The sequence below is a fragment of the Pseudomonas sp. R11F genome (assembly GCF_050312575.1).
Lineage (GTDB): Bacteria > Pseudomonadota > Gammaproteobacteria > Pseudomonadales > Pseudomonadaceae > Aquipseudomonas > Aquipseudomonas palleroniana.
Map to the genome: position 1 here is coordinate 41,954 of NZ_JBNPJU010000046.1, position 19,437 is coordinate 61,390.

Consider the following 19,437-nt stretch of genomic DNA (forward strand, 5'->3'; position numbering starts at 1 on the left):
GGGTGCCTGACACTCAGTCCATTGCCCATTGTCGCCAGCGGAGTTCGGTATGAGTGAATCAGTGCAGTTCCAGGATAAGGTCGTGATCGTCACCGGTGCCGGCGGTGGGTTGGGCCGGGCCCATGCGCTGCTGTTCGCTGCACATGGGGCCAGAGTATTGGTCAATGACCTGGGCGGCTCGGCCCAGGGCGAAGGCGCCAATGCCTCGGCGGCTGATCGGGTGGTGGCTGAAATCCGTGCGGCAGGGGGTATTGCCGAAGCCAACCATGACTCCGTCACCGACGGTGACAAGATCGTACAGAATGCCCTCGACGTCTTCGGCCGGATCGACGTGGTGGTGAATAACGCCGGCATCCTGCGCGACAAGACCTTCCATAAAATGGACGACAGCGATTGGGACCTGGTGTATCGGGTGCATGTCGAAGGTGCCTATAAAGTCACCCGCGCCGCCTGGCCGCATCTGCGTGAACAAGGCTACGGGCGGGTGATTTTCACCGCCTCCACTTCGGGTATCTATGGCAACTTCGGCCAGTCCAACTACGGCATGGCCAAGTTGGGTTTGTATGGCTTGACCCGCACCCTGGCGCTGGAAGGGCGCAAGAACAGTATCCTGGTCAATGCCATTGCCCCCACCGGCGGCACGCGCATGACCGAAGGGCTGATCCCGCCGCAGGTGTTCGAGCGCCTCAAGCCGGAGCTGGTCAGCCCGCTGGTGGTCTACTTGGGCAGCGAGGCCTGCCAGGAAACGGCCGGGTTGTTCGAAGTGGGGGGCGGTTGGATCGGCAAAACCCGCTGGGAGCGCAGCCTCGGGGTGGGCTTTGATCCCGATGCCGGCTTCTCACCCGAGGATGTCGCGGCGCACTGGGCGCAGATCTGCGACTTTGAAGGCGCCGCGCACCCCAAGGACAATATCGAAGCCTTGAAAGAGATGATGGCCAACTTGCAGAAGTTCAGCCTCTGATCATTGTTCGAAAAATATACAATCCAACGGGGCGCTGAGGGCGCCCCGTTTTATTGGGGGCATAAAAAAGGCCGCTGCAAAAGCAGCGGCCGAAGTAAGACGTTGGATCAAGGAGCGATAAATCAACGTCGGTGAACACCTGTAACAGATTGAATATATTAGCCAATCCGTTGAAATCAGACTTTTCTCCCGAAGGTGGGAGCGGGCGGTTTGCCCTGAAAGCCCGCTTAGAATAATCCGTTGTAACTAAATGAGTAATAGCGGATCGGGACAAGGACTGTTACCGGATTGGCAACAGTTGTCGGTGTGCCATCCATCCCTCTGATAACGGATCATCTACCCGATCCATGGCCCTGCCCGCAGCCCGGCCAGAGCGCCTGTTCATCCTTTCGAGCGACAACGCGAATACCTCCTTGGTGCGCTTATCCCTCCTGGCGAGCGGCAGTAGGGTGGAGCCTTCTGTCACTCACCGGGGAAGACGCATGACAAAAACAACAATGCGCGCCATCTTCACGCCACAGGCGCTCGCCGCAGCGGTTGCACTGGGCTGCTGTGCCCAGGCCCAGGCGGTTTCGTTCAATATTGGCGAGGTCGAAGGGCAATTCGATTCTTCGCTGTCGGTCGGCGCCAGCTGGGGCATGCGCGATGCCGACAAGAAGCTGGTCGGCGTTTCCAACGGTGGGACGGGGCAGGCGTCCACGGGGGATGACGGGCGGCTGAACTTCAAAAAGGGCGAAACCTTCTCCAAGATTTTCAAAGGCATTCACGACCTGGAGCTCAAGTACGGCGACAGCGGCGTGTTCGTGCGCGGCAAGTACTGGTACGACTTCGAACTGCAAGACGAAGACCGCGAATTCAAGCCAATCAGCAATAACCACCGCGACGAGGGCGCGCGCTCTTCCGGCTATGAGTTGCTCGATGCCTTCGTGTATCACAACTACTCCATCGGCGACCTGCCGGGCGCTGTGCGCGTCGGTAAACAGGTAGTGAGCTGGGGCGAGAGTACGTTTATCGGTAACTCGATCAACAGCATCAACCCCATCGACGTCTCGGCCTTTCGCCGTCCGGGCGCTGAAATCAAGGAGGGGCTGATCCCGGTCAACATGCTGTTCGCTTCCCAGAGCCTGACCAATCAACTGTCGGTGGAAGGCTTCTACCAGTTGAACTGGGAAAACACCGTGGTGGATAACTGCGGCACCTTCTTCGGCAACGACGTGGTTGCCCATGGCTGCAACAATAACTACACCGTCGGCAGCCCGGCGATCGCGCCGTTGCAGCCGGTGGCGGCGGCGTTCGGCCAGGGCTTCCAGGTCACTCGCGAAGGCGTGGTGGTGCAGCGTGCCAAAGACCGTGACGCCCGCGATGGCGGCCAGTTCGGCGCGGCGTTGCGCTGGCTGGGGGATGACACCGAATACGGCCTGTACTTCATGAACTACCACAGCCGTACGCCCACCGTGGGAACGATTACCGCCAACACCAGCCTGGCGACCATCGGGCGTATCGCCAACGCTGCCAACGCGATTGCCCCCGGCTCCGGCGCGGGGCTGGCCCAAAGCACTATGCTCGGTCGTGGCCAGTATTACCTCGACTACCCGGAAGACATCCGCCTGTACGGCGCCAGCTTCTCCACCACCTTGCCCACCGGCACCGCCTGGACCGGAGAGATCAGCTACCGCCCCAACGCACCGGTGCAACTCAACACCACCGACTTGACCCTGGCGTTGGTCAACCCGATTGCCGGTAATACCGCTTCGCCGATCCGCAGCTCGTTCGGCTCTGACAACTCAGGCTACCGCCGCAAGGAAATCACCCAGATCCAAAGCACCATGACCCAGTTCTTCGACCAGGTGCTGGGCGCCGAACGCCTGACCCTGGTGGGTGAGGCGGCGTTCGTGCACGTCGGCGGCCTGGAAGCCAAAACCAAGCTGCGCTATGGCCGCGACTCGGTGTTCGGTGCCTACGGGTTCCAGGGCGATACCGACGGTTTCGTCACCGCCAACTCCTGGGGTTACCGCGCCCGGGCGATCCTGGACTACAACAACGTGTTCGCCGGGGTGAACCTCAAGCCCAACCTGTCGTGGTCCCATGACGTCAGTGGCTACGGCCCCAACGGCATTTTCAACGAAGGCGCCAAGGCGATCAGCGTCGGCGTGGATGCGGACTACCGCAACACCTATACCGCCAGCCTCAGCTACACCGACTTCTTTGGTGGCGACTACAACACCCTGACCGACCGCGACTTTATCGCCCTCAGCTTCGGCGTGAACTTCTGATCTGGTTTTAAGGAAGGACAAGAACCTATGCGTAAGCTATTTGCAGTGATGGCGCTGAGTGTATTGGCCGCCAACGTGATGGCGGCGGTGTCGCCTGAAGAAGCCGCCAAGCTGGGCACGACCCTGACCCCGGTCGGCGCCGAGAAAGCCGGCAACGCCGATGGCTCGATCCCGGCCTGGACCGGCGGCATCCCGAAAAATGCCGGAGCGGTGGACAGCAAGGGCTTCCTGGCCGACCCGTTCGCCAGTGAAAAACCGCTGTTCGTGATCACCGCAGCGACGGTGGACAAGTACAAGGACAAACTCTCCGATGGCCAGGTGGCGATGTTCAAGCGCTACCCCGAAACCTACAAGATCCCGGTGTACCCCAGCCACCGTACGGTCAACCTGCCACCGGACATCTACGAGTCGATCAAGCGCAGCGCGCTGAACGTGCACGCCATCAACGACGGCAACGGCCTGGAGAACTTCACCGGCAACCGTTACTACGCGTTCCCGATCCCCAAGAACGGCGTGGAAGTGCTGTGGAACCACATCACCCGTTACCACGGCGGTAACCTCAAGCGCATCATCACCCAGGCCACCCCGCAGACCAACGGCAGCTACACGCCGATCCGCTTCGAGGAAGAGGTGGCGGTGCCCCAAGCGATTCCGGATATCGACCCGGCCAAAGCGGCCAACGTGCTGAGCTTCTTCAAGCAGTCGGTGACCGCGCCGGCGCGCCTGGCGGGCAACGTGCTGCTGGTGCACGAAACCCTCGACCAGGTGAAGGAACCGCGCCTGGCCTGGATCTACAACGCCGGCCAGCGCCGCGTGCGGCGTGCACCGCAGGTGTCCTATGACGGCCCGGGCACGGCCTCCGACGGCCTGCGTACCACCGACAACTTCGACATGTTCTCCGGCGCTCCGGATCGTTATGACTGGAAGCTGATCGGCAAAAAAGAGATGTACATCCCCTACAACAGCTACAGGCTTGATTCGCCGACCCTCAAGTACGACGACATCATCAAGGCCGGGCACATCAACCAGGACCTCACCCGCTACGAACTGCACCGCGTGTGGGAAGTGGTCGGCACCGTCAAGCCGAGTGAGCGGCATATCTACGCCAAGCGCCACATGTACATCGACGAAGACAGTTGGCAGGTCGCGCTGGTGGACCACTACGACGGCCGTGGCCAGCTGTGGCGTGTCGCCGAAGGTCATGCGCAGTTCTACTACGACCATCAGGTGCCGGCCTATACCGTGGAAACCCTGTACGACATCATCGCCGGGCGCTACATCGCCTTGGGCATGAAGAACGAGGAGAAGAGCAGCTTCGTGTTCGGCTTTGCGGCCAAGGCTGCGGATTACACCCCGGCGGCGTTGAGGTCCGAGGGCGTTCGATAATGCCTGTTTGAAACGCAATAAAAATGTGGGAGGGGGCTTGCTCCCGATGACGGTGTATCAGTCGACTTATAAGTCGACTGTCACCCTGCCATCGGGAGCAAGCCCCCTCCCACATCGGGTTTTGTGCATGGCTGACAATCAGTGTGCTGAATACTTCTTCAATAACCCCTCACCACAGGACTAGGGTAGGCCCCAGATCGCATAACAATAAAAAAGCAGGATGCAGCAATGACTGCCATGACACGCTGCCTGGACCGTCCTGGATTCATGCCCCGGCTGTCCGCCCATCATCTGTTGCGACCACGCCTGGCCGAGCCGTTGCTGGCCGCGTCGGCCCGGGTGAAGCTGCTGTGCGCGCCCGGTGGCAGCGGCAAAAGTGCGCTGCTGGCCGAGTGTGCCTTGCAGGCGCCGACAGGCTGCCAGGTCTATTGGCTGCCCCTCAATGGCGCCGCGCTCACACCCTTGGAGTTCTGCCGGCGGTTGGCGCAGAACCTGGGCCTGCCCTTTAGCGACGAAGCTACCTTGTTGCTCGACCTTGGCCGCTGGCAGCCGCCGGGTTGGGTGTTCCTCGATGATTTTTGCCGTGTGCCCGCGCCCGAACTGGACGCCTTGCTTGACCGCCTGCTCAGCGCCGCCAGCCTGGCACTCACTTGGTGGCTGGGCGTACGGCGGCGCCCAGCGTGCAACTGGCCACGCCTGCTGCTCGACGATGAACTGTGGGAGTGCCACGAGCTGCTGTTCAGCCCAGCGGAAATCCAGCGATTGCTCGGCGACGGGCCGACCCTCGAGCGTGTGATGCAGTTCAGTGGCGGATGGTGCGCCGGGGTGCGCATCGCCTTGCTTGGCGACGGTCATCCCGACAAGACCTTGCTCGACTACCTGCAACATGAGCTATTCAGCACCCTGCCTGCTGAACTGGCCGAAGCCTGGCGCGTGCTGGCCCACATGCCACGCTTCAATCCGGGGTTGTGTGAGCACCTGTTCGGCTTCGGTGACGGTGACCACTACCTGCGCGAGTTGCAGGCCCTCGGTGCGTTCATCCAGCCCTGGGAAGACACCCCGGACTGGCTGCAGGTGTTCCCGCCTCTGGCGCGACTGCTGCGTGAGACGCCCTGGCCGGCCAAGCGCTCCTGGCATCGGCGCGCCTGCCAGTGGTTCAGCGCAGAAAGCGACTGGCAAGCAGCCTTTGAACAGGCGCTGCTGGCCGAAGAGTACGAAGTGGCGGTGAGCCTGTTGCAGCATTTCAGTTTCGAGGATTTGTTCCGCGGGGAAAACGCCGTGCTGTTGTTGCGCCTGCATGAGCAGCACGGGGATGAATTGATGTTGGGCTCGGCGCAACGGGTCGGGCTGATGACGGCTGCATTACTGTTTGCCGGGCGCTTTGAACAAGCAGGCGTGTGTATCGACCAGCTTGCACGGTTTACGCCGCAGCCGACGGCGGCGCAACAGTGCCATTTGCTGGCCCGCTGGCAGGCCCAATGGGGCTGGCTGTTGCATTTGGGCGGCGATGCCGAGCACTCCCGCGAGCATTTTCTGGAAGCGCTGCAAGCCTTGCCCGACAGCGCTTGGACCTCACGTTTGATGTGCCTGTCGGGCCTGACCCAGCAAGCCTTGCTGCGCGGTGAACTGGACGTGGCTCAAGCCTTGAATCGTGAAGCCCTGTGCCTGGCCCGTGCCCATGGCTCGCTGATCCTGGAGGCCCTGCTTGAGCTGGATCATGCTCAATTGCTGGAGCAGCGCGGTGCGCCCTATCGGGCCCAGAGCCTGCTGGAGACGGTACAGGCCATGCTGGTTCGCCAGCGGCTCAAGGCCGGGCCACTGGCCGGGCGTATCGCCCTGCGACGTGGGCACCTGGCGTTGCGCCAAGGGCATGACGTGCTGGCGACCGAGTGTTTCACCGAAGGGTTGAACCTGTGCCTGCACAGCCACGACAAGCGCGTGCTGTATGGATTTCTCGGCTTGGCGTTGCTGGCGGCCAACCATGGCGATTACGCCCAGGCCTTTATCCAGTTGCGTGACGCCGAACGGCTGATGCAGCAACGCCATGTGCCGGACACGGTCTACCGCGCCGTGCTGTTGTTGGTCAGCGGGCATTTCTGGTTGCAGCAGGGGCGTGCCGAACTGACGGTAGAGGCGGTGCGTCGGGTATTGCGTCACTTTCGTGGCCCCCAGGCGCGCCAGGCGCCGCCGGCCACCCTGGAACTGGTACCGCGCCTGGAGTACCTGCTGGTGCTGGCCGAGGTCAAGCTGGGTTGCGCCGATCACCCCATCGCACGCCTCAATGCCCTGCTCGAGACCACTCGCCAGCGCGGCATGCTGTGCCTGGAAACCGAATTGCACCTGGTGCTGGGTGAAGTGGCCTGGCAGTTGGGCGACCCGGCGCTGGCCCGCCATGCGCTGCAAACCGGGCAGGACCTGGCGCAGCGTTGCCAGGTGCAGCAGGCGCTGCGTGAGCTGCGTTTGCGCTCGCCTGGGCTGTTGAGCGAATTGGGCCTGGAGGCGCCAGTGTCACCAGCGGGCGCGGCGGATAACCCCCTGAGTCAGCGTGAGCTGGAAGTGTTGCAGTTGATCGCCCTGGGCAACTCCAACCTGGAAATCGCCGACCGACTGTTTATCTCCCTGCACACCGTCAAGACCCATGCCCGGCGTATCCATAGCAAACTGGGCGTGGAGCGACGAACCCAAGCGGTGGCCAAAGCCAAGACCTTGGGCTTGATGGCCTAGCTGCGCAAAGCCTGGCGGTATTCACCGGGCGTGGCGCCCAGGGCCTGGCGAAAACGATGGGTGAAGTGGCTGGCGCTGGAGAAGCCGCACATCCAGGCGATCTCACCCAAGGGCAACGCGCCGCCGCGCAGAAGGGCTTGCGCACGCGCCAGGCGTCGCGCCAAGAGATACTGATGGGGCGGCAGGCCGAAACTCTGGCGGAACATCCGCGCAAAATGGTATTCCGACAGCGCACACAGCCCGGCCAACTGGCCCAGGCTGATCGGGTCTTGCAGATGCTGGTCGATGTACTCGATCAACAGCCGGCGCTGATGGGCCGCCAGCCCGCCTTTCAACCGCAGCCCGTCGCGTGCGCCAACCTGGCTGAGCAGGGTGTGGCTGAGCATTTCATGGGCCAGGCTGCTGGTCAGCAGGCGTTCGCCGGGCTCATGCCAGTTCAGGGCGATCAAGTGGTGAAAGCGGCGGGCCTGGGCGGCATCTTCCAGGAAGGTGCTTTCGCGCAGTTGCAGCGCGCGTGGCTCACGGTCAAGCAAGGTGACGCAGCCCAGGGCAAATTGCTCCGCGCTGAAATACACATGGGCCAGGCGAATTTCGCCGTTGATCACCCAGGCCGACTGATGCTCGGCGGGCAGGATGCACAGCTTGTCCGGCCCGCCCTTGGTGCCCGGCTGGTCACGCCGGAACGTGCCGGTGCCGCCGCCGATGTAGCAAGACAAGGTGTGATGGTCGGGCGCCTGGTAATCCTGGGCATCGTGGTGGTTGCTCCACAAGGCCGCGGACAAACCGTCACCGAGCTCGGCGCAGGCTTCCAGGCGTGCGTTGGGCGAGCGGTTAAGGGACTGAAAGACCTGCAGCGATTCCAGGGTTGGCATGGCGTATTCTCCGGCGCCTTGCATCCTACTCCGGGCGGTCGGCGCTGTGATCCCACCGCCCGACAAAAGCGCAAGAATGTGCAAGCGCAGTTGCCAGGGAGGCGGCGACACTATGGCTCAATCGACGGAGCCCGCTATGAACCTTTTCCTGTATTTACTCACGGTGCTGATCTGGGGCACCACCTGGATCGCCCTCAAATGGCAGTTGGGTGTAGTGGCGATTCCGGTGTCGATCGTCTATCGCTTCGGCCTGGCGGCGTTGGTGTTGTTCGCGCTGTTGCTGCTCAGCCGCAAGCTGCAGGTGATGAACCGGCGCGGACACCTGATTTGCCTGGCCCAGGGGGTGTGCCTGTTCTGCGTCAACTTCATGTGTTTTCTCACCGCCAGCCAGTGGATTCCCAGCGGGTTGGTGGCGGTGGTGTTTTCCACGGCCACGCTGTGGAACGCCTTGAATGCCCGGGTGTTCTTCGGCCAACGGGTCGCGCGTAACGTATTGATGGGCGGCGCGCTGGGGTTACTGGGCCTGGGCCTGCTGTTCTGGCCGGAGCTGGTCGGGCATACCGCCAGCCCGCGGACCTTGCTCGGCCTGGGCCTGGCGTTGCTCGGCACGATGTGTTTTTCGGCGGGCAATATGTTGTCGAGCCTGCAGCAAAAGGCCGGGCTCAAGCCGTTGACCACCAATGCCTGGGGCATGGCGTATGGCTCGGCGATGCTGGCGACCTACTGTGCCGTGCGCGGTATCCCATTCGATATGGATTGGAGTGCGCGTTACATCGGCGCGCTGGGGTACCTGGTGATTCCAGGTTCGGTGATCGGCTTTACCGCCTACCTCACGCTGGTCGGCCGCATGGGGCCGGAGCGCGCGGCGTATTGCACGGTGCTGTTCCCGGTGGTGGCGCTGAACGTGTCGGCGTTTGCCGAGGGCTATCAATGGACCGCGCCTGCGCTGATGGGGTTGGTGCTGGTGATGTTGGGCAATGTGCTGGTATTCAGAAAGCCCAAGCCGACATTGACTCCAGCGCGCGCCACTGCTTGAAGTAGTGAGCGGGCTTGCCCCGCGCTGGGGGGCGCAGCCGCCCCAAACCCAGGCACCTCGGTCCTCCTGAAATACCGCGGCGTCTTTGTTGGGGCGGCTTCGCCCCCCAGCGCGGGGCAAGCCCGCTCACTACGGTTTGAGGCCCAGGCGTTTGGCCAGGCGGCCCAGGTTGGCGCGGTCCAGGCCCAGTTCGCGGGCGGCGCCGGCCCAGTTGTGCTGGTGGCGCTCCAGGCAGGCGCTGATCAGCTGGCGCTGATAATGCTCGGTGGCCTGGCGCAGGTCGCCAGTCACCGTGGGGGCCGTTGCGGGTGGCGTTTCGACCTCAGGTGGCGTGCTGATGTCGGGTAAGTCCAGGTCCTGGGCACTCAGGCTCAGGATCTTCGGGCGTTCGCGACAGTTGCCCAGGGCCTTCAGGGCGCTGCGTCCGATCAAATGCTCCAGCTCGCGTACATTGCCCGGCCAGTTGTAGGCCAACAGCGCCGCCTGCGCGTCGCTGCTCAGGCGCAGGCTGCCCAGGCCCATGCGCGAGCGGTTCTGCTCCAGGAAGAACCCCGCCAACAGCAGCACATCGCGGCCACGCTCGCGCAACGCCGGCACTTGTAGCGGGTACACGCTCAGGCGGTGGTAGAAGTCGGCGCGGTAACGGCCATTGCGCACTTCTTCGGCCAGGTCGCGGTTGGTGGCGGCGATCAGGCGCACATCCACCTGGTGCTCTTTGTCCGAGCCCAGGCGCTGCAACTGGCCGCTCTGCAGTACGCGCAGCAGTTTGGCTTGTACGCTCAGCGACAATTCGCCCACTTCGTCCAGAAACAAGGTGCCGCCATTGGCCAGCTCGAACTTGCCCCGGCGCTCGTTCAACGCGCCGGTGAAGGCACCGCGCACATGGCCGAACAGTTCGCTCTCCACCAGGGTCTCCGGCAGTGCCGCGCAGTTGAGGCTGATCAGCGGTTTTTCGGCGCGCTGCGAGGCAGCGTGGAGGGCTTGCGCGACCAACTCCTTGCCCACCCCGGTTTCGCCGGTGATCAGCACGGTCAGGTCGCTGCTGCCCACCAGCTTGATTTCCTCCTCCAGGCGCTTGTGGGCCTTGCTCTGGCCGATCATCTCCTTGTGCTGCTGGCCGCTGGCCTGGCGATAAATCTCGGCGCGCTGGTGCTCATCTTCGGCACGCAGGGCCAGGTGTTCGATACGTGCGGCGACGTTGACGGTGGCGGCCGCGAGGCTGGCGAAGGCTTGCAGGGCATCCAGTTCGACGCGCTCGAAGCGCTCGGTATCCAGGGCGTCGAGGGTCAGCAGGCCCCAGGGGTGATCGTCGACAAACAGCGGGCATCCCATGCAGTCGTGCACTTGCAGATGCCCATGCACGCCATCGACCAGGCCGTCGTAAGGGTCGGGCAGTTCGCTGTCGCTGTCGAAGCGGGTCGGGCCGGGGCTGCTCAACAGCACGGCAAAGCGCGGGTGTTCGCTGACCTTGAAACGCCGCCCGAGGGTATCGGGGCTCAAGCCGTCGACCGCCAAGGGCACCAGCCATTCGCCGTCCAGGCGCAGCAACGCGGCGGCATCGCACGGCAGCAGGGCGCGCATGGCTTGTAGCAAGCGGCGGTAGCGCTCGCCCTCAGGCAGATCGCGGGACAAGTCGGCGACCAGAGGCAGCAGGGTCGTGAGCAACGATTGCGCAGTCATAATGACTCCTTGTAGTCCTTATGACTATAAGTTGTGGGAGGTCATACTGACTACAAAATATTTAACTAATTGAAAAATAACCAATAAAAAGTTGGCACGAATGCTGAGTAGGTAAGGGCAATCAGTAAGAAGACCCAGGAGTCAGCCATGCTTAGTGCCCAAGACCGTGCCATCGTCAAATCCACTGTGCCCCTGCTGGAAAGCGGCGGCGAAGCCCTGATCACGCATTTCTATCGCATGATGCTCAGCGAATACCCGCAGGTTCGCCCATTGTTCAACCAGGCCCACCAAGCCAGCGGCGACCAACCTCGGGCTTTGGCCAACGGCGTGTTGATGTACGCACGGCATATCGACCAGTTGGACCAACTGGGCGACCTGGTGGCGAAGATCATCAACAAGCATGTGGCCTTGCAGATTCTGCCGGAACACTACCCGATCGTCGGTGGCTGCTTGCTGCGCGCCATCGCCGAGGTGCTGGGCAGCGAGATCGCCACCCCTGAAGTGCTCAGTGCCTGGGGGGCGGCTTATGGCCAGTTGGCGGACATCCTGATCGGCGCCGAAGCCGCCATCTACGACGAGAAAGCCCAGGCCCCGGGCGGCTGGCGCGGTGCGCGGCCGTTTATCCTGGTCAAACGGGTGGAGGAGAGCGATGAGATCAGCTCCTTCTATTTCGCCCCGGCGGATAACGGCCCGATCCTGGCGGCCGCACCTGGGCAATACATCGGCATGAAGCTGTTGCTCGACGGCGAGGAAGTGCGCCGCAACTATTCCCTGTCGGCCCTGACCGATAAGGGCCTGTACCGTATCAGCGTCAAGCGTGAAGCCAATGGGCGGGTCTCCAATTACCTGCATGACCAGATGCACGTCGGCGCGACTATCGAGCTGTTCCCGCCGGCGGGTGAGTTCACCCTGGCGGCCAGCGACAAGCCGCTGGTGCTGATCAGCGGCGGGGTGGGTATCACACCGACCTTGCCGATGCTCGAAGCGGCCCTGGCGACAGCGCGGCCGGTGCATTTTATTCACTGTGCGCGTAACGGCGGGGTGCATGCGTTTCGCGACTGGGTGGATGGCCTGGCTGCCCAACATCCCCAGCTCAAGCGCTTTTACTGCTATGCCGAGGATGACGGCGTGAGCGCGGCGGCGGACAAAGTCGGCATGCTGACCCGCGAGCAACTGGCGGCGTGGTTGCCTGAGCAGCGTGATGTGGATGCCTACTTCCTGGGGCCTAAAGGTTTCATGGCGGCGATCAAGCGTCACCTCAAGGCATTGGGTGTGCCGGAGAAGCAAAGCCGCTATGAATTCTTCGGCCCGGCGGCGGCGCTGGAGTAATTTCGCGGGAACAACGCTGTTCAATGTGTGGGAGGGGGCAAGCCCCTCCCACATTTGGATCTCTATTTGCCCAGATTAATCTGCTGTTAACCCTTGTCTGTTTAAACCACTCCCTGTGTGTAAACTTGCGGCCATTGGCACAACGACAAAGGGAAACGGGGATGAGTGACGAATTGCGTTTAGGCAGGGAGCGACGCTTTCTGGTGTTGCTGGGCATCATCTGCCTGGCGCTGATCGGCGGGGCGCTGTACATGCAAGTGGTGCTGGGCGAGGCGCCGTGCCCGCTGTGCATCCTGCAACGCTATGCCTTGCTGTTGATCGCGGTGTTCGCGTTCATCGGTGCAGCCATGCGTACCAAGGGCGCGCTCACGTTCTTCGAAGGGTTGGTCGTACTCAGTGCGCTGGGTGGCGTCGCCGCCGCGGGGCATCATGTGTACACCCAGTTGTTCCCCGAGGTCAGCTGCGGTGTGGATGTATTGCAGCCGATTGTCGATGAACTGCCGCTGGCCAAGGTGTTCCCGCTGGGTTTCCAGGTCGATGGCTTTTGCAGCACGCCGTACCCGCCGATCCTCGGCCTGTCCCTGGCGCAATGGGCACTGGTGGCGTTCGTGCTGACGGTGATCCTGGTGCCTCTGGGCATTTACCGTAACCGTCAACGCAACCACTGAGTCGCTGACGAAAACGCCCCGGTCCTTCTTGAAGGAAGGCCGGGGCGTTTTGCTTTGTAGGGATTTTGTGAAACTGCCGTGACAAGGAGCAATTTCAGGTGCGCGCAGTGTGCGACATGTTGTCACACGGAGGCTGTCGCAGGACGTTTCCGAGCCGTGCCACAGGCCATTAAATTTGCGCCAAACGCGCAAATTGTGCTGTCAATTCGTGGCGTGTAAGACCGCGCAAAGCGTGCAGCGTTCGAGTGTCGGAGCGGTCTGCGAATGCCTTGTTTTATGGGCACTTGCCCGCGTTTGGCATGCCCTTACAGGCTGTAAGGGATGTGGCCCTTTGCCCAATAACACGGCAATTTTTGTGGTTTTTGTTGAGAATCGAACGCGATAAGATCGCGAACCGTTGCAAGAATGGTGAAGGATTATTGCTGTAATCGATAAAAATTATTTCTTTATAAGACATGGTTTATACATCGCTAGCTAACTACAATCGCCCGCACTGAATGTCCGGTGCTGTTCAATATTTGAGCATTGGAGCGGTCGAGGAGCAGATGGAAGGCTCTGTGCGACCCCAGGTTCCGGCAGCCTTTCAACTATCCGCACCAAATGGAATTGGTCTGTAACAAGGCCTTTAACCACGAAATCGAATAAGAACTCACTGCAGGTCCGTGAAACGTACATATATGACGTGATGGGCAGGCTCTTATTCAATCGAAGAGAAATGCCAACCCTTGGCAGGGTGAAGTGTTGGCGATCAAAACCCAACTGCATTGCGCAAGCTGCTTTAGAGGTCGTGAGATGAGTAAAAACAGGTACCCCCGATTACTAGGCTTTTTGCCGCTGCTTGGCATGTTGTTAATGCTGGGAGGCTGCAAGTGGACCTTGCTCGACCCAAAAGGACAGGTCGGTCTGGATGAACGAAACCTGATCATCACCGCCACCCTGCTGATGCTGCTGGTCGTGGTTCCTGTGATCATCATGACCTTCGCCTTCGCCTGGAAATACCGCGCGTCGAACACCAGCGCCACCTACGCGCCGAAGTGGTCGCACTCCACCAAGATCGAAATCGCGGTGTGGCTGGTCCCGATCCTCATCATCATTGCCCTGGGTTATGTGACCTACAAGTCCACCCACGCACTGGACCCATACCGTCCGCTGGAATCCGACGCCAAGCCGATCAACATCGAAGTGGTCGCGCTGGACTGGAAGTGGCTGTTCATCTACCCGGACCTGGGTATCGCCACCGTCAACAAGATCGTATTCCCGGAGCACACCCCGGTTAACTTCAAGATCACCTCCGACGCCGTGATGAACTCGTTCTTCATCCCAGCCCTGGGCGGTCAGATCTACGCGATGGCAGGCATGCAGACCAAGCTGCACCTGATCGCCAACCAGAAAGCTGAAATGGAAGGCATCTCCGCCAACTACAGCGGCGCTGGCTTCACCGGCATGAAATTCAAAGCGATCTCGACGAGCCAGGAAGATTTCAACGCCTGGGTAGCCGAAGTCAAGGCCGCACCTAAACAGCTTGATCAAGCTGAATACGACGCCCTGGCCAAACCAAGCCAGAACAACCCAGTCGCTCTGTACTCCGCGTATGAGCCGAACCTGTTTCAGAAAATCGTCGACAAGTACGAAGGTATGAAGCCAGGCAAGCCGGTCAAGCACGAGAAGAAAGAAGTGGCCGTGGTTGAAGGTGCTGACACGGGCTCGCATTCAACTGCTGGGGCAGAGGAGTAAACGATGTTTGGTAAATTAAGTTGGGATGCGGTCCCGTTCCACGAGCCGATCGTGATGGTGACCATCGCCATGATCGCGCTGGGTGGTCTGGCACTGGTTGCAGGTATCACGTACTTCAAGAAGTGGTCCTACCTGTGGACCGAATGGCTGACTTCGGTCGACCACAAGAAAATCGGCGTCATGTACGTCATCGTTGCCATGGTCATGCTGCTGCGTGGTTTTGCCGACGCCATCATGATGCGTACCCAGTTGGCCATGGCCACCGAGGGTTCGCCTGGCTACCTGCCACCTGAACACTATGACCAGATCTTCACCGCTCACGGTGTGATCATGATCATCTTCATGGCGATGCCATTCTTCACCGGCTTGATGAACCTTGCCTTGCCGCTGCAGATCGGTGCGCGTGACGTTGCCTACCCGTTCCTGAACTCCCTGAGCTTTTGGCTGCTGGTTTCCGGCGTGGTGCTGATCAACGTTTCTCTGGGCGTCGGCGAATTCGCCAAGACCGGTTGGGTTGCGTATCCGCCATTGTCGGGCATTCAGTACAGTCCGGGCGTGGGTGTGGACTACTACATCTGGGCGCTACAGCTATCAGGGCTCGGGACGACGCTGACGGGGGTCAACTTCCTGGCCACCGTCCTGAAAATGCGCGCCCCTGGCATGAAACTGATGGACATGCCGATCTTCACCTGGACCTGCACCTGGGCAAACGTCCTGATCGTGGCTTCGTTCCCGATCCTGGCCGCTACCATGGCGCTGCTGTCGCTTGACCGTTACCTGGATTTCCACATTTTCACCAACGAACTTGGTGGCAATCCAATGATGTACGTGAACCTGTTCTGGGCATGGGGTCACCCTGAGGTGTACATCCTGATCCTGCCGGCGTTCGGTATCTTCTCCGAAGTGATCTCGACCTTTACCGGCAAGCGCCTGTTCGGTCACCACTCGATGGTCTACGCTTCCGGCGCGATCTCGATCCTGGGCTTCATGGTTTGGCTGCACCACTTCTTCACCATGGGTTCGGGTGCCAGCGTCAACGCCTTCTTCGGCCTGGCCACGATGCTGATTTCCATCCCGACGGGGGTGAAGCTGTTCAACTGGCTGTTCACCATCTATCACGGTCGTCTGCGCATGACCAGCCAGGTTCTGTGGACCCTGGGCTTCATGGTGACCTTCGCCATCGGCGGCATGACCGGCGTACTGCTGGCCATTCCGGGTGCTGACTTCGTACTGCACAACAGCCTGTTCGTGATCGCTCACTTCCACAACGTGATCATCGGTGGTGCGGTATTCGGCTACATCGCTGGTTTCGCCTTCTACTTCCCGAAAGCGTTCGGCTTCAAGCTGCACGAAGGCTGGGGCAAGGCTGCGTTCTGGTTCTGGATCTCGGGCTTCTTCGTTGCATTCATGCCGCTCTATGCTCTGGGCTTCATGGGCATGACCCGTCGTCTGAACGCCACTACCAACCCTGAGTGGGTGCCGTACCTGTACGTCGCCATGTTCGGTGCGGTAATGATCGCCGTGGGTATCGCCTGCCAGCTGATCCAGCTGTATGTCAGCGTGCGTGATCGCAAGCAGAACATGTGCGAATCCGGTGACCCATGGAACGGCCACACCCTGGAATGGTCGACCTCGTCGCCACCTCCGTTCTACAACTTCGCCGTGATCCCTACTGCGAACACCATTGATGCGTTCACCGAAGCCAAGGAAAACGGTACTGCGTACCAGAAGCCTAAGCACTACGAACCGATCCACATGCCAAGCAACACCGCCACTGGCGTGGTGATGGGCGGCCTGTTGACCGTATTCGGTTTCGCGATGATCTGGCACATCTGGTGGCTGGCAATCGTGAGCCTGGTCGGCACTATCGGTTACTTCATCATTCACGCTGCCCGTGATGATCAAGGCTACATGGTGCCGGTCGAGACGATCGAGCGCATCGAAGCCGAGCAGCACGCTCGCCTGGTAGCCGAGAAGAAGATTCCGGCCAACCGTGTAGAAACCTCGTTGGAACAGGCTTAAACCATGTCGAACTTAGTGACCAATGCTGGACACGCCCATGTCGATGACCATGGGCACGATGACCATCACCACGACTCGGGGCCGATGACCGTTTTCGGTTTCTGGCTCTACCTGATGACCGACTGCATCTTGTTTGCGTCGATCTTCGCGGTGTACGCGGTACTGGTAAACAACACTGCCGGTGGCCCGTCGGGCCACGACATCTTCGAACTGCCTTACGTGCTCGGCGAAACCGCCTTGCTGTTGTTCAGTTCGATCACCTACGGCTTCGCCATGTTGGCCTTCTACAAGGGCAACAAGAAAGGCGTACTGAGCTGGTTGGCACTGACCTTCCTGTTCGGCCTGGGCTTCATTGGCATGGAGATCAACGAGTTCCACCTGCTGATCTCCGAAGGCTACGGCCCGCACCGTTCCGGCTTCCTGTCCGCGTTCTTCACGCTGGTAGGTACCCACGGTCTGCACGTGTCGGCAGGTCTGCTGTGGATGGCGGTGATGATGTATCAGGTCAATAAGCACGGCCTGACCAACACCAACAAGACTCGCCTGAGCTGCCTGAGCCTGTTCTGGCACTTCCTGGACGTGGTCTGGATCTGCGTATTCACCGTTGTCTACCTGATGGGGACTCTGTAATGGCTAATGCACACTCCCATGACAGCCACGATGCAAGCCACGGCAGCGTCAAGTCTTACGCTATCGGCTTCATCCTGTCGGTCATCCTGACCCTGATCCCGTTCGGCCTGGTGATGTACCCAACCTTGCCGAAGTCGATCACCTTGATGATCGTCTTGGCGTTCGCGGTGATTCAGGTTCTGGTTCACCTGGTGTACTTCCTGCACCTGGACCGCTCTGCGGCCCAGCGTGAGAACGTGATTGCATTCGTGTTCGCAGGCCTGGTGATCGTTCTGCTGGTTGGTCTGTCGCTGTGGATCATGTTCAGCATCCACACCTACATGATGGCGAAGTGAGGTAAGACCCGATGTCGCTTAAGCACTTTATCCAAATCACCAAACCGGGGATCATTTTCGGTAACGTGCTTTCTGTGGCGGGCGGTTTCTTCCTGGCCTCCAAGGGACATGTCGATCTGGCCATCTTCCTGGCTGCAATGATCGGCACGTCCCTGGTGGTAGCTTCCGGTTGTGTCTTCAACAACTGCATCGACCGTGACATCGATATCAAGATGGAACGCACCAAGAACCGCGTGCTGGTGCAGGGGCTTATTTCCCTGAAACTGGCACTGGTCTACGCGACCGTCCTGGGTGTTGCCGGTGTGGCCCTGTTGTACAAGGTGGCCAACCCGTTGGCGGCGCTGTTTGCCGTGATCGGCTTTGTCATCTACGTCGGCCTCTACAGCCTGTACCTCAAGCGCAAGTCGGTTCACGGCACGCTGGTGGGCAGTCTGTCGGGGGCGATGCCGCCGGTGATTGGTTATGTGGCTGTGACCAATAGCTTCGACATGGCCGCGCTGACGCTACTGGTGATGTTCAGCCTGTGGCAGATGCCGCATTCCTACGCCATCGCGATTTTCCGCTTCAATGACTACCTGGCTGCGTCGATTCCGGTTCTGCCGGTCAAGCGTGGCATCCAGGTGGCCAAGAAACACATCCTGCTCTACATCCTGGCCTTCCTCCTGGCGACCTTGATGTTGACCTTCAGTGGCTACGCCGGCATGAGCTACCTCGCCGTTGCGGCCGCCATGGGCATGTACTGGTTGTACATGGCCTGGACCGGTTACAAGGCGGTGGATGACACCGTCTGGGCGCGCAAGCTGTTCGTGTTCTCGATCTTCACCATCACCGCGCTGAGCGTGATGATGTCCCTGGATTTCCAAGTACCGAAAGAGCTGTTGCTGACCTACGCACACTGAGTCGTCGAGCAACGAAAAACCCCGCCTTCGAAAGAAGCGCGGGGTTTTTTATATTTTGGCGTGTCCGCGAAAAACCTGAGGGCGTCGTGCCAAACCGGACTCGCTGCGTTATCGTTGTCGTTTTTCGCGAGCAAGCTCGCTCTTACACCCACATTCTACAAATGCAGGAAGCGCAGAGATGAGTAAAAAAGCCGTTGTGGTCTTCAGTGGCGGGCAGGATTCGACGACCTGTCTGATCCAGGCCTTGACGCGGTATGACGAAGTGCACTGCATTACCTTCGATTATGGCCAGCGCCATGTGGCGGAAATTGAAGTCGCCCAGCAGCTTGCGAAGCAGTTGGGCGCCACCGTTCACAAAGTGATGGATGTGTCTTTGCTCGGCGAACTGGCCATCAGCAGCCTGACCCGCGACAACATCCCGGTGCCGACCGTGAACAGCTCGGGCGAAAGCCTGCCGAGCACGTTTGTGCCGGGGCGCAATATTCTGTTCCTGACCCTGGCGTCGATCTACGCCTACCAGGTGAAGGCTGAAACCGTGATTACCGGCGTCTGCGAAACCGACTTCTCGGGTTACCCCGATTGCCGCGATGAGTTCGTCAAGGCGCTGAACAAGGCGCTGGAACTGGGCATGGAATACAAGCTGCACCTGGACACCCCGTTGATGTGGCTGAACAAGGCCGAGACCTGGGCACTGGCCGACTATCACAACCAGTTGGAGCTGGTGCGCCACCAGACCCTGACTTGCTACAACGGCATCATCGGTACGGGGTGCGGTAACTGCGACGCGTGCAACCTGCGTGCACGGGGCTTGAATGACTACCTGCAGAACAAGGCTGAAGTCATGCAGAGCCTGAAGCAGAAGTTGCAGCTGAATTAAGTAATTCCCGC

At 60.5% G+C, this 19,437-nt stretch carries 15 protein-coding genes; 13 read left to right on the forward strand and 2 right to left on the reverse strand.

Annotation, left to right across the window (positions count from 1 at the left end; translation table 11 throughout):
- The first annotated feature begins 49 nt into the window (after nucleotides 1-49).
- The 4 genes from ACQRBV_RS12500 to ACQRBV_RS12515 all read left to right on the forward strand — a co-directional run bounded on the left by ACQRBV_RS12500 (nucleotide 50) and on the right by ACQRBV_RS12515 (nucleotide 7,344).
- Nucleotides 50-961, forward strand: coding sequence for an SDR family oxidoreductase (locus ACQRBV_RS12500; protein ID WP_411984842.1), 912 nt, complete (start codon nucleotides 50-52; stop codon nucleotides 959-961).
- A gap of 482 nt (nucleotides 962-1,443) precedes the next feature.
- The gene (locus tag ACQRBV_RS12505; protein WP_161550043.1) at nucleotides 1,444-3,234 is read left to right on the forward strand and encodes a DUF1302 domain-containing protein; all 1,791 of its coding nucleotides are present in this window, start codon (nucleotides 1,444-1,446) and stop codon (nucleotides 3,232-3,234) included.
- Between the two features lie 27 nt (nucleotides 3,235-3,261).
- Nucleotides 3,262-4,620 carry a DUF1329 domain-containing protein gene (locus ACQRBV_RS12510; RefSeq protein WP_411984841.1) on the forward strand — a complete coding sequence of 453 codons (1,359 nt, stop codon included), beginning with the start codon at nucleotides 3,262-3,264 and terminating at the stop codon, nucleotides 4,618-4,620.
- A 228-nt stretch (nucleotides 4,621-4,848) separates the two neighbouring features.
- On the forward strand, nucleotides 4,849-7,344 hold the full coding sequence (locus tag ACQRBV_RS12515; protein WP_411984840.1) for a LuxR C-terminal-related transcriptional regulator: 2,496 nt from the start codon (nucleotides 4,849-4,851) through the stop codon (nucleotides 7,342-7,344).
- Here the strand turns inward: ACQRBV_RS12515 and ACQRBV_RS12520 are convergent.
- Nucleotides 7,341-8,216 (reverse strand): helix-turn-helix domain-containing protein, encoded by an 876-nt coding sequence (locus ACQRBV_RS12520; protein ID WP_411984839.1) that lies wholly within the window; start codon nucleotides 8,214-8,216, stop codon nucleotides 7,341-7,343. The genes ACQRBV_RS12515 and ACQRBV_RS12520 overlap by 4 nt on opposite strands.
- 136 nt (nucleotides 8,217-8,352) lie before the next feature.
- On the opposite strand from ACQRBV_RS12520, the gene ACQRBV_RS12525 reads away from it, so the two are divergent.
- Nucleotides 8,353-9,252, forward strand: a complete 900-nt coding sequence (locus ACQRBV_RS12525; protein ID WP_411984838.1) for a DMT family transporter — start codon at nucleotides 8,353-8,355, stop codon at nucleotides 9,250-9,252.
- Nucleotides 9,253-9,381: 129 nt separating this feature from the next.
- On the opposite strand, the gene norR is transcribed toward ACQRBV_RS12525, so the two are convergent.
- Nucleotides 9,382-10,932 carry a nitric oxide reductase transcriptional regulator NorR gene (gene norR, locus ACQRBV_RS12530; protein ID WP_411984837.1) on the reverse strand — a complete coding sequence of 517 codons (1,551 nt, stop codon included), beginning with the start codon at nucleotides 10,930-10,932 and terminating at the stop codon, nucleotides 9,382-9,384.
- A gap of 147 nt (nucleotides 10,933-11,079) precedes the next feature.
- Between norR and hmpA the strand changes: the two genes are divergently transcribed.
- The 8 genes from hmpA (at nucleotide 11,080) to queC (ending at nucleotide 19,426) form a co-directional block, all read left to right on the forward strand.
- Nucleotides 11,080-12,261 carry an NO-inducible flavohemoprotein gene (hmpA, locus tag ACQRBV_RS12535; RefSeq protein WP_060754369.1) on the forward strand — a complete coding sequence of 394 codons (1,182 nt, stop codon included), beginning with the start codon at nucleotides 11,080-11,082 and terminating at the stop codon, nucleotides 12,259-12,261.
- Nucleotides 12,262-12,422: 161 nt separating this feature from the next.
- Entirely contained in the window at nucleotides 12,423-12,929 is a 507-nt protein-coding gene (locus ACQRBV_RS12540) for a disulfide bond formation protein B (RefSeq protein WP_060754368.1), read from the forward strand.
- A gap of 792 nt (nucleotides 12,930-13,721) precedes the next feature.
- A complete protein-coding gene (gene cyoA, locus ACQRBV_RS12545) occupies nucleotides 13,722-14,663 on the forward strand; it encodes a ubiquinol oxidase subunit II (protein WP_090368627.1) in 942 nt (313 codons plus the stop codon).
- A gap of 3 nt (nucleotides 14,664-14,666) precedes the next feature.
- Nucleotides 14,667-16,685 (forward strand): cytochrome o ubiquinol oxidase subunit I, encoded by a 2,019-nt coding sequence (cyoB, locus tag ACQRBV_RS12550; protein ID WP_060754366.1) that lies wholly within the window; start codon nucleotides 14,667-14,669, stop codon nucleotides 16,683-16,685.
- Between the two features lie 3 nt (nucleotides 16,686-16,688).
- Nucleotides 16,689-17,315, forward strand: a complete 627-nt coding sequence (locus tag ACQRBV_RS12555; RefSeq protein WP_060754365.1) for a cytochrome o ubiquinol oxidase subunit III — start codon at nucleotides 16,689-16,691, stop codon at nucleotides 17,313-17,315.
- A complete protein-coding gene (cyoD, locus tag ACQRBV_RS12560; protein WP_060754364.1) occupies nucleotides 17,315-17,650 on the forward strand; it encodes a cytochrome o ubiquinol oxidase subunit IV in 336 nt (111 codons plus the stop codon). Before ACQRBV_RS12555 ends, cyoD begins: the two co-directional genes overlap by 1 nt.
- Before the next feature lie 11 nt (nucleotides 17,651-17,661).
- Nucleotides 17,662-18,549, forward strand: coding sequence for a heme o synthase (gene cyoE / locus ACQRBV_RS12565; RefSeq protein WP_060754363.1), 888 nt, complete (start codon nucleotides 17,662-17,664; stop codon nucleotides 18,547-18,549).
- Nucleotides 18,550-18,727: 178 nt separating this feature from the next.
- Nucleotides 18,728-19,426 (forward strand): 7-cyano-7-deazaguanine synthase QueC, encoded by a 699-nt coding sequence (gene queC, locus ACQRBV_RS12570; protein ID WP_090368631.1) that lies wholly within the window; start codon nucleotides 18,728-18,730, stop codon nucleotides 19,424-19,426.
- Nucleotides 19,427-19,437: the final 11 nt, after the last annotated feature.

Coding starts and splice junctions, on each gene's coding strand:
- ACQRBV_RS12520 (WP_411984839.1), bottom strand. CDS start 8,216: ATGCCAACCCTGGAATCGCTGCAGGTCTTTCAGTCCCTTAACCGCTCG.
- ACQRBV_RS12505 (WP_161550043.1), top strand. CDS start 1,444: ATGACAAAAACAACAATGCGCGCCATCTTCACGCCACAGGCGCTCGCC.
- cyoA (WP_090368627.1), top strand. CDS start 13,722: ATGAGTAAAAACAGGTACCCCCGATTACTAGGCTTTTTGCCGCTGCTT.
- ACQRBV_RS12510 (WP_411984841.1), top strand. CDS start 3,262: ATGCGTAAGCTATTTGCAGTGATGGCGCTGAGTGTATTGGCCGCCAAC.
- ACQRBV_RS12555 (WP_060754365.1), top strand. CDS start 16,689: ATGTCGAACTTAGTGACCAATGCTGGACACGCCCATGTCGATGACCAT.
- hmpA (WP_060754369.1), top strand. CDS start 11,080: ATGCTTAGTGCCCAAGACCGTGCCATCGTCAAATCCACTGTGCCCCTG.
- cyoD (WP_060754364.1), top strand. CDS start 17,315: ATGGCTAATGCACACTCCCATGACAGCCACGATGCAAGCCACGGCAGC.
- norR (WP_411984837.1), bottom strand. CDS start 10,932: ATGACTGCGCAATCGTTGCTCACGACCCTGCTGCCTCTGGTCGCCGAC.
- ACQRBV_RS12540 (WP_060754368.1), top strand. CDS start 12,423: ATGAGTGACGAATTGCGTTTAGGCAGGGAGCGACGCTTTCTGGTGTTG.
- ACQRBV_RS12515 (WP_411984840.1), top strand. CDS start 4,849: ATGACTGCCATGACACGCTGCCTGGACCGTCCTGGATTCATGCCCCGG.
- cyoE (WP_060754363.1), top strand. CDS start 17,662: ATGTCGCTTAAGCACTTTATCCAAATCACCAAACCGGGGATCATTTTC.
- ACQRBV_RS12525 (WP_411984838.1), top strand. CDS start 8,353: ATGAACCTTTTCCTGTATTTACTCACGGTGCTGATCTGGGGCACCACC.
- queC (WP_090368631.1), top strand. CDS start 18,728: ATGAGTAAAAAAGCCGTTGTGGTCTTCAGTGGCGGGCAGGATTCGACG.
- cyoB (WP_060754366.1), top strand. CDS start 14,667: ATGTTTGGTAAATTAAGTTGGGATGCGGTCCCGTTCCACGAGCCGATC.
- ACQRBV_RS12500 (WP_411984842.1), top strand. CDS start 50: ATGAGTGAATCAGTGCAGTTCCAGGATAAGGTCGTGATCGTCACCGGT.